Raw genomic sequence first — 15,246 nt, 5'->3', positions numbered from 1 at the left:
TCACCTCGTGCCTGGTAAAACCAGGTTGAATTTCAGGGAGTGACTAAAATAGAGGCATAGTATATTGTTTTTTGGTAAAATCAATATCAAGCACTGATGGAATTGTGTTGAGTATTCTAAGTTTATATCAAAAACGTGAGGATGGCTGAATAGTTACAAGTAAAGTAAAGTAAAGTAAAAAAGGAAGTCTGAATACAAAATATTGAATGAATGCCAGCAGCCCCTTTGAGCTAGAAATATCAAAAAGAGTGGACCATGCTGGTCTCACTCTTCTTTCACATTGTTAATAACTCGTTTCCCGCGTTCCATTGGAACGATAGTGAGTTCCGCATTTCCGAATTCACGTTTGAGCGGCTCTTCCTGTGCTATCCTGTCCATTGTGAGGGCGACAGCGGCAACTTCGGAATGTGGCTGATTCCCAATGGCAACATTCCAGTCGGCCAGGTTATATATCTCCGTGGGTACCTTTTCAGCACCGACCACTATCATGAGCTTATCGCACAACTTGATCTCTCCGGCAGCATCAGGAAGATTTATCCCGTACATGGAAAGGTGGCATACTTTACCGCCTTCCTCTTTCCATTTTTCGATCTCGCTCTTCCAGTTGACATCATTTTCAACATAGAAATCGCCACCCCAGCGCTCGGCTACATCTTCGATGGCATTCTTTATTCCTTTATCATTGGATGCCAAGAGCATGCCTTCAGCACCGAGGGCCCGGGCTGTAAGGCCTACATGGGTGGTTATCCTTTTATCCCTCTCTGGACGATGTCCGAGTCGGAGGATCACAATCTTTTGCATTGTAATTAGATCTCCTTGAAACTCTGGATGCGCTCCAGCATCATTCCCTCTACGATGAAAGGTGTTCGTTCCTTAGCGCTCTTAACCGCGTTTTCAAGTTTTGATTTCTTCTCTGCATAAATGGTCATCATAGTTTCTCCTTCTTTCAAAGGTTCTCCATGTTTCTTATGCAAAAGCAATCCTGCACCTTTATCGTTAGGTGCTCCTGCAAGCCTTGCGATCTGAACAAGGCGTTTGTTATCCATCTCAAGTATATATCCGTTATTAGGGGCAATGATATCTTCAGTGAACTCTCCCACGGAAATGTCCTTGTGGGTCACATCAGGATTTCCACCCTGTATCTTGATGATCTCTTTGAACTTCGCCAGTGCCTTTCCGTTCTTGAGGGTCTCAATGGCAAGGTCATATCCCTGGTCTTTGCCAGCCACATTTCCCATCTCAAGAAGCATTCCTGCAAGTGATGCACTCTTCTCTATCAGACTGTTCGGTCCCTCAAAGCTCTCAAGGACCTTCAATGCCTCGATTACTTCAAGTGCAGGTCCGATAGTGCGTCCCACGGGGGAGGCACCATAGGTCAGGGCACAATCCACATCCATGCCGAGCCTGTCACCAAGATTGATCAGGTCTCTTGCGAGCTTTCTTCCTTCCTGTACGTTCTTTATCTTCGTACCGGGTCCTGTGGGTATGTCCATTACGACATGGTCTGCACCAATGGCACCTTTCTTTGCCATGATGGATGCGAGCATCTGGCAATGCGGGTCAATTGAAAGCGGGTACTCGACCTTTATGAGCTTATCATCCGCAGGTGCAATATTGGTAGCACCGCCCCAGACAAGTACGCCACCAACCTCTTCGGTCATCCTCTTAATTTCAGCAGCATCGAACTCAACAGGTGCAAGTATCTCCATCAGATCTGCGGTCCCTCCTGCACCAGTGATGGCCCTTGAACTGGTCTTTGGTATAAGTAATCCGTTTGCAGCTACTATGGGAACGATTAGCAATGAGATCTTATTTCCGGGAACTCCTCCGATGGAGTGTTTATCCATTATTGGATGGGTCTCGAAATCCAGTGTGTCTCCAGAATCTATCATGGCACGGGTAAGCCATTCGGTTTCATCATCGGTCATGTCGTTTATATATGTGGCAGTGAGGAATGCAGCAATTTCTATCTCGGCAAGGTTCTCTTCGACAATATCCTTCACAAGTATGTCTATCTCTTCCTTTGAGAGCTTCTGTCCATCCATTGTCTTTCTAATAATGTATGTGGACTTTGGTTTTTCAGCAGGGAATATCTCGACCGTCTCGGTCCATTCCTTATTCAGTGCCTCTTTCACTTCATGGTATAACCCTATCATGCCGGGTGAGATCATATCTTCTGTGAAATCCACGATGGCTGTTAGGGTCTCGTGGTCCCTTATACGTACCCTATCTCCTTCATTGACACCTATCTCCTTAGCATCAATTGTGTTCAGGATCACTTTATATTTGCCTACTTTGATATCAATGGGTTGTACTTTTAATTGCATTGTCTCACCTTGATCTCTTTAGTAATTTCATTTTTCTGGATATATAGGTTTACATTGGCTGACCTTTCTGGGTTGTGTTGATGCTAGTTTTACCTATTGTATAACCAATAATCTTTTATAAAACGGTACTATAATAATTATAATGATTAATGCTGTGCAACTTGCAGTAAGCGAATGTACTCAATCTGCACAATAATGAAGACATATCATGGGGGCAGTCCCTCTATTTTGGTCCATAAAGAATATCGATCACAAAAGGTTTGGTAGAATGATAGAAAGTTCTGATAATGGGTTCGATGCAAAAAAGACGAAAATATGTCTGCGGAGAATATTACAATGAATACAATAGATGTGGTAGAGGATGACTTGTCATCAAGTTCATCTTTAGGGGAAGTGGGTACGAGTAAATCCTCGGAAGATCAATTGTCAAATATTGTAGAGATTGTTGAAGATGATTCTCAGGCCGAGCTTCTTTCTAAAGAAGAGTTGGAGAGCGATATTGAGGAATTGCTTGAATTTGCCGATGAAAATGTTGACGACAGCTCTGAATTGCCGGATGCGGTTAGTTTGGTATGGGAAAAGACCCTGAAAGAACTTGGTTCAGAGAAAAGCATTCCAGAGGTTATCCCACTTGAGATAAAACCGGATTCGTTTTTCAAGAAGTTCTTGAATATGATTAGCGCAAAAGCTTTTGAACTGGAAGATTATGATCTCGCAAAACACGGTCCTCTTGTAGAAATAACCCTTCCAGCAGATTCTGCTTATAAAGAAATGGAATTCTATAATGTGAATCCACCATATTCTTACATTAGAGTAGCTTATAATCCTGAAATTCATGAATACCTATACCAGGTACTTGAACCTGAACTTTCCAAAGAGGAAACAAGGCTTTTCAAGATGGTAAAAGAACGTCTTGGCGAAGTTATGGATGCTCATCTGAAAAGTATGAACAGACTTGATTCCGAAGAGTATCTGAGGTCAAATGTTAATTCTTTCCTGATCGATTACAGGATCAGACTCACCACCATAACTCGTGAGAAGATCAATTATTACATTATTCGTGATTATCTTGGCTATGGTGAAGTAGATGCCATTATGCGTGATCTGGAGATCGAGGATATTTCAGGTGATGGTCCGAACACTCCTGTCTATGTTTATCATAAAAAGTATGAATCCATACCTTCCAATATAATTTTCGATGATGAAGATGGATTAAATGCTTTGATCATAAGGCTAGCTCAAATTTGTGGCAAACATATTTCCATTGCGAATCCAATCTTGGATGCAACATTGCCTGATGGTTCCCGTATACAGATGACTCTTGGAAGGGAGATCACCACAAGGGGAAGTACTTTTACTATTCGTAGATTCAATGAGAATCCAATTATGCCTGCTGATCTTGTGGGATATCATACATTTTCTACTGCAATGCTGGCATATCTCTGGCTTGCTGTTGATTCAAGTAGGAGTCTTATTTTCGCAGGCGGCACTGCTTCAGGCAAGACCACTGCGATGAATGCTGTTTCCACTTTTATTCAGCCTGAAATGAAAATTGTTTCAATTGAAGATACAAGAGAATTGAACCTTGCTCACCCTAATTGGATACCTGGTGTTACGCGTGATGCTTTTGGAGGTGAAAATAAAGGTTCCATTGAGATGTATGAACTTTTGAAGGCTGCACTTCGTCAGCGTCCGGAATTTATCCTCGTGGGTGAAGTTAGGGGTGCCGAAGCATATGTGCTTTTCCAGGCAATGTCCACAGGGCACACAACATTTTCCACTATGCATGCAGATTCCGTATCATCGATCGTACACAGGCTTGAGAATCCCCCCATCAATGTGCCCAGGATCATGATCCAAGCCCTTGATATTGTAGCAATTCAGGCACAGGTGAAAATTGGGGATGAGAGGGTAAGGAGATGTAAATCACTTACCGAGGTCATAGGGGTTGATCCAAGGTCTGGTGAACTTCTGACTAACGAGGTATTTGTATGGAATGCAGCAAAAGACTTGTTCCAATATTCCGGTCGTTCCTACATCCTTGATGATCTAATGGAATCAAGAGGCTGGGATGATGCTAGGGTCAAGGAAGAATTACAGCAGCGGCAAGACGTTATCGAATGGACACGCTTGAAGAATATCACACACTTCAGGGATTTCTCCAAGATAGTGGTTGCGCACAGGCGTGAGCCTGAAACATTAATGAAAGTTGTAAGGCAGGATCTGAATGGATAAATATCTCAATATAGCTTTTGCACTTTTTGGTAAATACTATGTGGACAAACGTTCAAAGTATTTTACCTTAAGACAAAATCTTCTCAGGTCAAGGATGAATCTGGGGTATGATAGATATCTTTCTGGTGTCCTCCTGATATCTATTCTCGCTACATTAGGTATACTTCTCCTATTTTTTTCGGTTATAGCACTTGTTGGTGTGCCAGTGATAGAGGCAAATAGGTTTGGTTTTCCAGCATGGACTGCTGCTTATCGTCCTTACCAGCCTATACTGGTAGCGGTCTTTGGGGGTCTTACTTTTGCAGCTTTATGTTTTGGCAGTGTTTATTCATTCCTGAAATATTATCCCGCTATGATCGCAGGTGATAGAAAACGTAAGATCGAACATATGTTGCCTTATGCTATCAACTATATGTCTGCAATGTCTGGTGCAGGAGTTCTTCCGGTCGATCTTTTCCGTGCTCTTTCAAACAATGAGATCTATGGTGAGATGTGTGTTGAATCAAAATATCTCGTACGTGATCTGGAAGTTCTTGGCAGTAACCTTGTGTCTGCAATGAAGAACCTTGCATCTGCAACACCATCTCCGATGTTACAGGAATTCCTTCAGGGTGCTATCACCGTTGTAACTTCTGGTGGTGAGCTTGAGCCATATTTCAAGATAAAGGCTGAACAGTATATCATTGATAACAGGCAGAGACAGAAAGAGTTTCTGGAAACTCTCGGTCTTCTTGGTGAGACATATGTTACTGCATTTGTGGCTGGTCCTTTGTTCCTTATTATCACAATAGCTATCGTATCACTCATGGGTGGTGCAGATGATATGTTCCTATACATTCTTGTTTATGGCCTGATCCCAGTTGGAAGTGCGATGTTTCTCGTGATAATAAGTTTAATAACTCCGGAGGAATGATCATGAAGTTCAATAAAAAGACCGGAAAAAATATTGTTGAAATTGATGAACTTGATGAGGATCAGCTCAGTGCCTATGAAGAACAGGTCATCCTAATGAAGCTTGATGATGTCAAGAAAGATGATCGTTTAAGAGATTTCATGAGGAATCCCAAAGGTTCCTTTTCAACATATCCTTATTATGCCATGATCTTCAGTGGACCGGCAGCAATTATATTCATGATCGCTGGTTTGTACTTGACCTGGGGTACACCTGGCATTGATAATGTTCTAATTATTTCAAGCTGGATATTTATGCTCCCTCCTGCATTGACATACTATCGTAAAGCAAGTTACATCAACAAGGTAGAGGAATATCTTCCAAATTTTCTTCGTGATATTGCAGAGATGAGCAGAGCAGGTCTCACCCTTCCGTCTGCTGTAGGAACTGTTGCAAAAGGTGAATACGGTGAAATGACCGCGGAGATCCGTAAGATGGATGCTTCTCTTTCATGGGGTATCTCTTTTGAGGATACGCTTGATAATTTCGGAAAAAGGATGAACACTAGCCTTATTACTCGGTCAGTAGCACTTATCACTCAGGCAAATCGTGCAGGAGGTCGTGTTTCTTTTGTCCTCGAGGCTGCTGCAAGGGATGCAAGTGAGATCAAGACCCTTGAACGGGAGCGCCGTGGTAACATGGCTGTTTATGTTGTGATCAGTTACATGTCATTCTTTGTATTCATTTTTGTGATATTGATGCTGGCTACAAAGTTCGTTCCTACTATGCACATGGCAAGTGTAGCTTCAACTTCTGCACCTGCCGGTGGTTCTTTCATAGGTAGTTTCGATGCTGATAATTTTATACGCATACTTTTCCATGCCACTATCATCCAGGGTTACATGAGTGGTCTTGTTGCAGGACAGATGGGGGAAGGAAAGCTGAGTGCCGGGTTGAAACACTCTTTCGCCCTGACTTTAATTGCATGGCTTTCATTCATAGTACTTTAAACTATGACTGGACTATGAATGTTGGCCTATCGAATAGTTGAGCTATCGGTTGAACGAATGAATAAATGAATGAATGGCCAGTCAAATAAATGAATTAAAAAAAATATCAGAAGCTCAAAGTTTTAAAAATGAGCTTCTTGCCTTTTCTTTTATCGATGTGAAAAGGTCTTCTCCTTTTGTGTCTATTCCTACTATAAGAGGTCCGAATTCATTAACTTCAAGTTCCCACACGGCTTCCGGCATTCCAAGGTCGAGCCAGTGTACTGCAGGTACGTTCTTTATGGATCCTGATGCAAGGGCAGCACATCCACCGGTATAGGCAAGATATACGCATTTTTCTTTCATGGCATCAGCCACATTGCTCATTCCGCCTTTTCCAATAAGGACGCGAACATTGAAGTTCTCAAGAAGGGCAGGTGTCATCTTTGACATTCTGTCACTTGTCGTAGGGCCTGCTGCAACGACTCTCCATGTTCCATCTGTCTGTTGCATAAGTGGACCACAATGGTAAATGGCTGCGCCTTCAAGGCTGAATGGAAGTTCTTTACCTTCTTCTTTTAGTTCGAGGATCCTTGCATGCGCTTCATCACGGGCCGTCAGTACTGTTCCGGAGATATAGACAATGTCGCCGGCGTTGAGCCCTTCGATATCTTCTTTTTTCAGGGGTGTGCTAAGGTGATATTCCATTATTCGTCACCTCCGAGAACAACGGATGCGTGTCTGTTTGCCCAGCACTGGATATTAATGGCTACCGGAAGCGAGGCAGTGTGGCAGTAGGATGTGGCAAGATGGACAGCAAGGGCTGTGGTATCTCCTCCAAGTCCCATGGGTCCGATGCCAAGGGAATTTATGTCTTTGAGGATGCCCTTTTCCTCATCGTTCATGTCCGTTACCTTGCGCAAGAGGGCAGCTTTTGCAAGACGGGCGGCTTTATCAAAGGATCCGCCGATACCAACTCCTACGATTATTGGGGGGCAGGGTCTTCCGCCAGCATTGAGAACGGTCTCAAGGATGAATTTTCTTATATCTTTCAGTTCTGTGGGATTCATCATCTTAAGGGCACTCATGTTCTCCGAGCCTGCACCTTTTGGTGCGACCGTTATCTTTAGCTGATCGCCTTCGACAAAGTCATATTTAATATCAGGGAGGCCGTCTCCTGTGTTATCGTTACTATTGCTTCTTGTTATGGGGTGTACTGCATTTGGCCTGAGGGGAACTTCCTGTGTGGCTATTCTGGAGGCTTCAAGGATAGCTCCTTTAAGGTCAATATCAAGCTTCAGTTCCCTTCCGATTTCTACATAAAAGATAAGAATGCCTGTGTCCTGGCAAAGAGGTATATTGTTGTTGCTTGCGATTTCAATGTTCTTCAGTATCGCATCGATCTGTGATATTGCAACGTCACTTGACTCATTTTGTCTTGCGCTTTTAAGTGCGTCTATAACATCATCAGGGAGTTGTGTCTCTGCCTCTCTGATTATATCTACAGTGGCCTCAACTACATTTTTGTATGTCACCATGTCTGTCACCATGCTTGTTATTATGCCTGTCAAAAAAGATTATCTTAATAATTAAAATGGTGCGGGAGAAGGGATTCGAACCCCCGAACGTCTACACGAGCAGATCTTGAGTCTGCCACCGTTGGCCACTTGGTTACTCCCGCATTTGAGAAATACAGTACCAGTAATAGTAGTATTTGTTATAAACCTATCTATTGTGATTATTTTAATTTGTAATTATTAGATGCGTTCATTGAGGTTTTTTGATGTGCTTATGGTATGTTCTAATTATGAATTTATTAATATTTATTGAATGCTGATCTTATCATTACAAACATTCTGCTATTTTTGGAATTATATTTATTAGTGAGTAAGTAATTATATTATCCTGATGACAACCGTTCGATCTGATAGTAATCTATCTTCTGGTCCATGCATTGACAATGAGGTCAACAAAGAGCTTGTTCTGAGTGTAGCCAGTCGCGGCTGGCATCCGGAAATGCTGACCAAGAAGTGCAGCCATGATTATCAGATGCATTTCGGGGATTCTACCCTTGACCTTGAAGGATTGATCGAGTTCATGGGGGCTATCCATTATGCCCTTCCAAATCTTGTGTTCGAGATATATGATGTCATTGCAGAAGGCGACAAGGTAGTGACACGTTGGAGTGCAAGTGGTACCCATCTTGGTAAGTTTCAGGGAGTTGTACCTACAAAAAAACCTGTGCATTATACAGGAATAACGATCAGTCGCATAGAAAATGGAAAAATAGTTGAAGACTGGGAAGAGGTCGATCAGCTTAATTTTGCACAGCAGTTTGGTTCCTTCTCTGATATGTTCTGATACTGTTCCTTCTGTATCCTTATGAAATATCTTTTATAGAAACAGATGACTGTACAGATGATAATAATACATAAATTAAAAACTTGATTTTATCCAGTACCACTAACAAAGGAGAGTTCATTTGGTCAGCACTACCACCTTGTTTGCCCTTTTCCTTGTATATTGGGCAATTATATCGATACTTGACAAGAAAGGAATACTCGAGCGATACAACATATCTACCTATGGTCCTGTCCTTATGATCAGGACGGTAAGAGGTCAAGCCTTGTTGGATATTCTTGCACGCCCGAAGAGAAGTTGGAGAACCTTTGCAAACATTGGCATTGTCCTTATGTTCGTTGGCATGTTCGCCATGTTCTTCATAATCATACTTTCAGATATTGCAATGCTGGCCTCTATAGGCGAAAACACATTGCCGGAACCTGGGAAGTTCAATGAGGCAAGGAATATTTTTCTGATACCTGGTGTCAATGAGTTCATACCCTTGACTTGGGGTGTTATAGCCTTGCTTGTTACGCTCGTAGTCCATGAGTTCTCGCATGCTATCCTCTGTAGGGTCGAGGGTATCAGGGTCAAATCCATGGGTATTCTCCTTGCTATCGTTCCCATAGGCGGTTTTGCCGAACCCGATGAAGAGGAGCTCTTCGGGGTTAAAAAGGAACCTGCAGAAGGCTTAGGTGCTGATACTACTGATGGCCCTATTGAAAGGCGTATTCTGGGTACCGAGAAAGAAGTGGTGCCTAAAAAAATTGCTTCAAGGGAGCAGAGGGCAAGGATTCTTGCTGCCGGTGTAATGTCAAATTTCGTTGTTGCTGCTATTGCATTCTTCCTTTTCTTCGGTCCTGTCCTTGGTGCCATCGCACCGATGAGCGATACTATGATCATCAATGTGACCTCAGGTTCGTCAGCTGATATTGCAGGGCTTGAGGACGGGATGGTCATAACACAGATCGATGATACTTCTATACAGAAGGCCAATGACATCATTCTTTATATGAACAATATAGAAGCAGGAACAGTTGTTCAGGTACATGCTTCAAAAGATCAGAACTTGTTGGTCTATGATGTTGAGGTAGTAAATGATACGGATGATGGTATAAAGGGCATATATGTCAATAATATCGTTGCAGACTCTCCGGCTGAAACAATGGGTCTTGAAAGTGGCATGCTGATAACAAAGATCGATGACACTCCAATTGGTTCCTCGGAAGATTTTGTTACTTTTATGAACTCCACTAAGTTCGGTCAGGTCATCTCTGTGGAAACAGTGAGGGCGGATATGGCTACAGAAGAGAACATCTCTTCTGAAATTTTTGAGGTCGAACTGGCTTCCCATCCAGACGGTGGTTCCGAAAAAGGTTTCCTTGGTATCTATTATGGATCCAATGGAATTGAAATTGTGCCTCTTGGTATGTCCATAGGCGAATTCCCTGCAAATGACTACCTTGCGGCTCTGAAAGCTATACCTTCGATGCTTGGCGGATTCACTGGCTGGATAATTATTCTGGGCCTTCCTATATTTGGATTTGCAGGGGAGGGCTTCCCCGGATTTAGTGGTCAGCTTGCACAGTTTTATTCTCCTATAGGATGGGGTGAGCCATTAGGAATAGGTGTATTCTGGATCGCGAACACATTGTTGTGGGTAGGTTGGCTCAACTTTTATGTTGGCCTGTTCAATTGTCTGCCGGCAGTACCACTCGATGGTGGTCATGTATTCAGGGACTATCTGCACGCTTTAATCAGCAGGTTCATTTCCGATGAAACCAAAGCAAAAGAGGTATCTTCCGCCATTGCAGCATCCTTTACAATGCTGATACTGGCCTCGTTCCTCTTTATGATATTCGGTCCTTATATTGTACATGGATTCTAAGTGTACAATACATTTACATAGGTCTGATATTAAGAATAAAATATAGATATAAGAGGTAAATTTGATGAAGTACCCAAATTTCTTACGTACGCATATGGCAGGATATATTGGTATCTCCATAGCCGTCGTTGTTATCTATATTTTTATTTTTATTAAGATCATGCAGTTTGAGCAGCAGTTCGAGCACATCAACTTTCACGATGCCTTCTACTGGGTGGTCTCAACTATCACAACGGTTGGTTATGGTGATATCGTATTCAAGTCGGTTATCGGAAAGTTATTTTCCATAATTGTGCAGGTATCTGGTATTTCCATGTTCTTTGGTATCCTGATAACCCTTGTTGTAACTCCCTGGTTCGAGAAGACCATGAAACTTCCTTTACCTGCAAGGGTTCCTAAGAACATGTCCGACCATATCATAATCTGTGGTTATAACCAGCTCGTAGAGACATTGATAGAAGAGTTTCAGGAGCAGGAGCTGGACTTTGTCATTCTTTCGGATGATGAGGAAGTCCTTCGTTCCATAAATAAAAAACATATTCCTTGTTTGTATAGTATAGCCAGTGAAGAGTCCTCCCTTGAGAATGCGAATATCCATTCTGCAAGGTTTCTCATTGCCAATATGTCGGACAGGGAGAATGCGAATATCACTCTGACCGCACGCAAGCTCAGTGATGTTCGGATAATCGCGGTGGCTGAGGATGCTTCTAATGTGAAGTACCTGAAATATGCAGGTGCTGACAGGGTAATTTCGCCAAAGCTCGTGCTTGGCAGGTTCATTGCAAAAAAGGCGGTAGATCCTATCCTTGGAATGGTTTCCGGTGCAACCGAGTTCTTTGATGGTTATCGAATTGTAGAACTTCCGATATATTCTAAAAGTACGCTTGTTGGAAAGACACTTCTTCAGGCATCTATAGAAAATAGGACTGGTGCTAAGGTCATAGCTCTGCGTAAAGGCGGTCAGTTAACATTCGATATTGATCGCAATGACATAATTAAAAATAATACTGTCATCCTTGCAGCCGGTACAGTGGAACAACTTGCAAAACTTGAAAATTTAGCTGGGTGAAGGCATTGCTATGATAACGAATGAACATTTGATAGTACTTGGTTATGGTGATGTGGGTAAACGCATTGTTGAGGTGCTTCAAGACCATCAGCTCAGTTTTATGGTCGTTGACATAAATGAGCAGAATTTATCAAATGCTGATTTCCCTTATGTTGTGGGTAATGGTACGGATGAAGATGTCCTTAAGAAAGCAGGTATCGATAAAGCATCAACTTTGATAATCACTTTGAGCGATGACAATGATGTCATTTTTGCAACTCTCATTGCACGCGGCATGAAACCGGATTCCCTCATATTCTCACGTGCTAATTCTGTAAGGTCTATCGATAAGATATACAAGGCAGGTGCTGATTATGTGGGTTCTCTTTCTATTGTTGCGGGACAGATGCTTGCCAAGATAACTTCTACATGTACAAAATACGAATGTGACCATCTTTTCGAAGATATTGTTCTCTATGAGGGAATAGGGATTGAGAAGTTCCAGTTACATGAAAGTTCTTCGATGGTCAATGTTGCGATAGCTGACCTGAACCTTATCAAAAAGTTCGGTTGCAGAGTACTGGGCGTTGAACGTAATAAGGAAGTTACTATCGATCCGCATGATATGTTTGTTCTTGAACTTGGGGATGTGGTTGCAGTGGTAGGTAGCAGGGAACAGATGGAAATGTTCCGCAATGCATACGTGACAAAGAATTGAGATATTCCCGGAAAAACGATATTATGGACCCTTTGACTTTAATTGTATTGGTGCTAATGCTTTCGATCCTCTTCTCATTTCTCGGAATGGGCGGTGCTGTTATCTATGTACCGCTGTTCTATTGGCTCGGTATCGATCTGATAACTGCCATTGCAATGGCTCTCATGCTCAATGTGGTCACAACTGCTTCTGCATCCGTTACTTACCTGAGGAAAAAGACTGTTGACCTCCCAACAGCAGCACCGTTCATCTTATCCTCTGCAATAGCTGCACCTTTGGGTGCATATGTTTCCACGTCTGTTCCGGAAGAGTTCGTCCTTCATACTTTCAGTGTGGTCGTAGCTGCTGCCGGTGTACTTATGATCCTCTCGAAAGATATAGGGGAGAATGATACTGCTTCTAACCTGGGTGTAAAGGAACGTTTAGCTATCGGAATAATCTCAGGTATGTTCATAGGTGGCATTGCAGGATTGCTGGGGATAGGTGGCGGTATTTTCCTTGTGCCGATACTCGTGTTCCTGGGATTTGGTGTCAGACGTGCCCCTGCAACATCTGCTTTGGTGGTGTTGTTCTCTTCCCTTTCCGGTTTCCTTTCCCACATAAGCAATGCTCAAATAGAACTTCGTACACTGGCGATCCTTGGGATCGTGGCTTTTATCGGAGGTCAGCTAGGTTCTCATCTCATGTACCTTAGAGTTTCATCTCTTCGTGGTTTTTTTGAGACCTACTTTAATAAAATATTTGGTTTGCTGTTGATACTGATATCCATGATGCTACAGTTATCCCTTCTTTAATGATGGCATAATGTGTTCTATGATTCTGATTTGATGATGGAAAGCTTTAATAAGATTTGTCTAAATCATCAGATGAAATGAAGTATATCAAGTTCAAAATCGATTATTATGAATTTAATTTCTCTTTTTCATTCTATCTATAAATTCCAATAAAATACATCAGAAATAATACTTCGAACAAAGGGTTACAAAAGGTTGTAGTAACCTTTTCATTTCGTCAACATTTTTATTTCATCACACATTGCTTTTTCAAGCCTAATCATAGCATCAATCATATTAGTCTGCAATGTATCCCAGTTATCTTTATCTTTTAATCCATATTTATTTAATTCAAGTTTAATTCTACAAGATTTTCGACCTTCAACACAATCCCAAATCAACGCTTCACCAAATGAATTTTCGATGACATCTTTATGCTGATATAGTTCGTTGAACCGTTGTTTGTTAAGTTCTTCTGCATCTTTGCCACCATCAATTGAAAACTCTACGGATGCTGAATTCATTGTAATACTGTATGTATAAGATAATCCAGATTTACCAGCACCTGCACTTATCCAATTGTCTCTACTAGGGGAGATATTACCATGCAACTGTGTTTGTACTTTACTTTTTGCTAGCAGTAGTTCCCAAAATTCCAATCTAAGTTTATGCCTTTTAGAATCTTCTTCTTTTTCTCTTCCAATATCTTTTGCAATTTCGCTTGGTGCACATACAACCGAAAAATAAGGTGCAGGTATTGATTCTCCTATCTTTAGTCCTTCCAACCTTACGAGATAAAATTGAATTCCATCATAGGTATTTTCATTTAGCCATTCTATCACTTGTATATGCTCTTGTCTAGCTTCACTGCATACCCATATTGCAGTTTTCGCTTCAAGTCCTGTAAGGTAAGTAAGCAATTTTCCAAGATGGTCATGGTCTGATTTTTCTAATTGATTTTCGATAATAACTTTATTACCAGAATTGTCCTCAGCAAGTATATCAAGTGAAAAAGAACCATTTTTCTTTTCTCTTTCGATAAATGAAAGGTTCATTCCAATTGCATCACCGAGAATATCAATGTTATCTGCAAGCCATGGTGTGAAATTATGTGCCTCATTTTCCCACATATTTCGAAGTGGTACTTTTTCAATTTTGCCAATTGTCATATCAATACCTTCTTTTCAAAACTCAACGATTATTCTTGTGAGTAAAGTTAATTATTTCTTTTATATCACCTTTGGTAGCATAACCCTCATCAACCAAAATAGGACCAACATATGATGCAATTGCGGTTTTAGTGATATTTTCCTGTAGCTATTCCCCTACACTATCTTTAGGTGTATTGTCTCTTGAAGTTCCAATTTTTACAGATTCACCTTTAAAGTGATGAAGCAACTGAGAAAATTGTCCAGAAGATACTTTGATGATTCCAGGTTTCTTACCATAATAAATAATAGTCCCCTCTGCAACTGAACCTTCATATTTAAAATTACTTATTCCACTCCAAGTTTGTAATGATTTCATATAATCCCCCACTGCACAGTTAAAATTTACAATTGAATTTATCAATGACTTTTCCTTCCTTGCGGATAGAACTACGTGTAACCATCATCGTAGTACGTGAAGCTACTTCACTGCTCCGTGATGGTTTCATATGTTCTTTATACCAATCGACAGAGACTCTATAGATGGTTTAGTAATGAAGATTATCTGTTGGTTTACTTTATCCTCAAATGTTGCAATGATTCCTTGAACATTCTCAGTATGAACACATTTGTGATAAAATAAGTAGCCACAAGTGGAAGTTGTGTCGCAACCTTTAATAATAACAATTACAATGATAGCATCGTAATTTTGAAAGAGGGCCCGTAGGGTAGCCAGGACATCCTCATGGGCTTCGATGTGGTAAAATACCGCGAAGACACCCATTGACCCGCGTTCGAATCGCGGCGGGCCCGTATCTCTTTTATCAGAATTTAAAGTTTTTGCACTATCAATTAAAAAAGAATTTTTCCCGGATATTTCCGGGA

Annotated in this window: 14 protein-coding genes and 2 tRNA genes; 9 read left to right on the top strand and 7 right to left on the bottom strand. The window is 41.5% G+C overall.

From position 1 onward, the window contains the following. Positions 1-264: 264 nt before the first annotated feature. Both KDK67_RS08185 and KDK67_RS08180 read right to left on the bottom strand, forming a co-directional pair. Positions 265-801, bottom strand: a complete 537-nt coding sequence (locus KDK67_RS08185) for a tRNA (cytidine(56)-2'-O)-methyltransferase (RefSeq protein ID WP_250868310.1) — start codon at positions 799-801, stop codon at positions 265-267. A 5-nt stretch (positions 802-806) separates the two neighbouring features. Next, positions 807-2,327: an AMP phosphorylase gene (locus KDK67_RS08180; protein WP_250868309.1), complete on the bottom strand. Its 1,521-nt coding sequence runs from the start codon at positions 2,325-2,327 to the stop codon at positions 807-809. Positions 2,328-2,663: 336 nt separating this feature from the next. Between KDK67_RS08180 and KDK67_RS08175 the strand changes: the two genes are divergently transcribed. The 3 genes from KDK67_RS08175 to KDK67_RS08165 are packed head-to-tail and all read left to right on the top strand — an operon-like array spanning position 2,664 to position 6,464. Continuing rightward, positions 2,664-4,562: a type II/IV secretion system ATPase subunit gene (locus KDK67_RS08175; RefSeq protein ID WP_250868308.1), complete on the top strand. Its 1,899-nt coding sequence runs from the start codon at positions 2,664-2,666 to the stop codon at positions 4,560-4,562. After that, the gene (locus KDK67_RS08170; protein ID WP_250868307.1) at positions 4,555-5,475 is read left to right on the top strand and encodes a type II secretion system F family protein; all 921 of its coding nucleotides are present in this window, start codon (positions 4,555-4,557) and stop codon (positions 5,473-5,475) included. Before KDK67_RS08175 ends, KDK67_RS08170 begins: the two co-directional genes overlap by 8 nt. Positions 5,476-5,477: 2 nt before the next feature. Next, positions 5,478-6,464 carry a type II secretion system F family protein gene (locus KDK67_RS08165; protein ID WP_250868306.1) on the top strand — a complete coding sequence of 329 codons (987 nt, stop codon included), beginning with the start codon at positions 5,478-5,480 and terminating at the stop codon, positions 6,462-6,464. A 114-nt stretch (positions 6,465-6,578) separates the two neighbouring features. On the opposite strand, the gene KDK67_RS08160 is transcribed toward KDK67_RS08165, so the two are convergent. The 3 genes from KDK67_RS08160 to KDK67_RS08150 form a co-directional block, all read right to left on the bottom strand. After that, on the bottom strand, positions 6,579-7,151 hold the full coding sequence (locus KDK67_RS08160; protein WP_250868305.1) for a FumA C-terminus/TtdB family hydratase beta subunit: 573 nt from the start codon (positions 7,149-7,151) through the stop codon (positions 6,579-6,581). Then, the gene (locus tag KDK67_RS08155) at positions 7,151-7,981 is read right to left on the bottom strand and encodes a fumarate hydratase (protein WP_250868304.1); all 831 of its coding nucleotides are present in this window, start codon (positions 7,979-7,981) and stop codon (positions 7,151-7,153) included. Before KDK67_RS08155 ends, KDK67_RS08160 begins: the two co-directional genes overlap by 1 nt. A gap of 57 nt (positions 7,982-8,038) precedes the next feature. Beyond that, positions 8,039-8,124, bottom strand: a tRNA-Leu gene (locus KDK67_RS08150). Between the two features lie 227 nt (positions 8,125-8,351). Here KDK67_RS08150 and KDK67_RS08145 point away from each other — a divergent pair. The 5 genes from KDK67_RS08145 (at position 8,352) to KDK67_RS08125 (ending at position 13,234) form a co-directional block, all read left to right on the top strand. After that, the gene (locus tag KDK67_RS08145; protein WP_250868303.1) at positions 8,352-8,804 is read left to right on the top strand and encodes an ester cyclase; all 453 of its coding nucleotides are present in this window, start codon (positions 8,352-8,354) and stop codon (positions 8,802-8,804) included. 121 nt (positions 8,805-8,925) lie between these two features. Then, on the top strand, positions 8,926-10,674 hold the full coding sequence (locus KDK67_RS08140) for a site-2 protease family protein (protein ID WP_250868302.1): 1,749 nt from the start codon (positions 8,926-8,928) through the stop codon (positions 10,672-10,674). A 94-nt stretch (positions 10,675-10,768) separates the two neighbouring features. Further along, positions 10,769-11,743, top strand: a complete 975-nt coding sequence (locus tag KDK67_RS08135; protein ID WP_250868301.1) for a potassium channel family protein — start codon at positions 10,769-10,771, stop codon at positions 11,741-11,743. A 10-nt stretch (positions 11,744-11,753) separates the two neighbouring features. Beyond that, complete coding sequence (locus KDK67_RS08130; protein WP_250868300.1) at positions 11,754-12,440, top strand: potassium channel family protein; 687 nt, start codon at positions 11,754-11,756, stop codon at positions 12,438-12,440. A gap of 50 nt (positions 12,441-12,490) precedes the next feature. Beyond that, the gene (locus tag KDK67_RS08125; protein ID WP_338101249.1) at positions 12,491-13,234 is read left to right on the top strand and encodes a sulfite exporter TauE/SafE family protein; all 744 of its coding nucleotides are present in this window, start codon (positions 12,491-12,493) and stop codon (positions 13,232-13,234) included. 209 nt (positions 13,235-13,443) lie between these two features. Here KDK67_RS08125 and KDK67_RS08120 read toward each other — a convergent pair whose 3' ends face one another. Beyond that, on the bottom strand, positions 13,444-14,382 hold the full coding sequence (locus KDK67_RS08120; protein ID WP_250868299.1) for a DUF4268 domain-containing protein: 939 nt from the start codon (positions 14,380-14,382) through the stop codon (positions 13,444-13,446). A gap of 148 nt (positions 14,383-14,530) precedes the next feature. Further along, a complete protein-coding gene (locus tag KDK67_RS08115) occupies positions 14,531-14,740 on the bottom strand; it encodes a hypothetical protein (RefSeq protein ID WP_250868298.1) in 210 nt (69 codons plus the stop codon). Between the two features lie 338 nt (positions 14,741-15,078). Between KDK67_RS08115 and KDK67_RS08110 the strand changes: the two genes are divergently transcribed. Next, positions 15,079-15,174 (top strand) — tRNA-Arg (locus KDK67_RS08110). Positions 15,175-15,246 lie beyond the last annotated feature (72 nt).

Origin of the sequence: Methanococcoides seepicolus (assembly GCF_023684405.1) — an archaeon.
GTDB classification, from domain to species: Archaea; Halobacteriota; Methanosarcinia; order Methanosarcinales; family Methanosarcinaceae; genus Methanococcoides; species Methanococcoides seepicolus.
The sequence above is the reverse complement of the archived record's forward strand: the minus strand, read 5'-3'. Positions and strand labels throughout refer to the sequence as shown.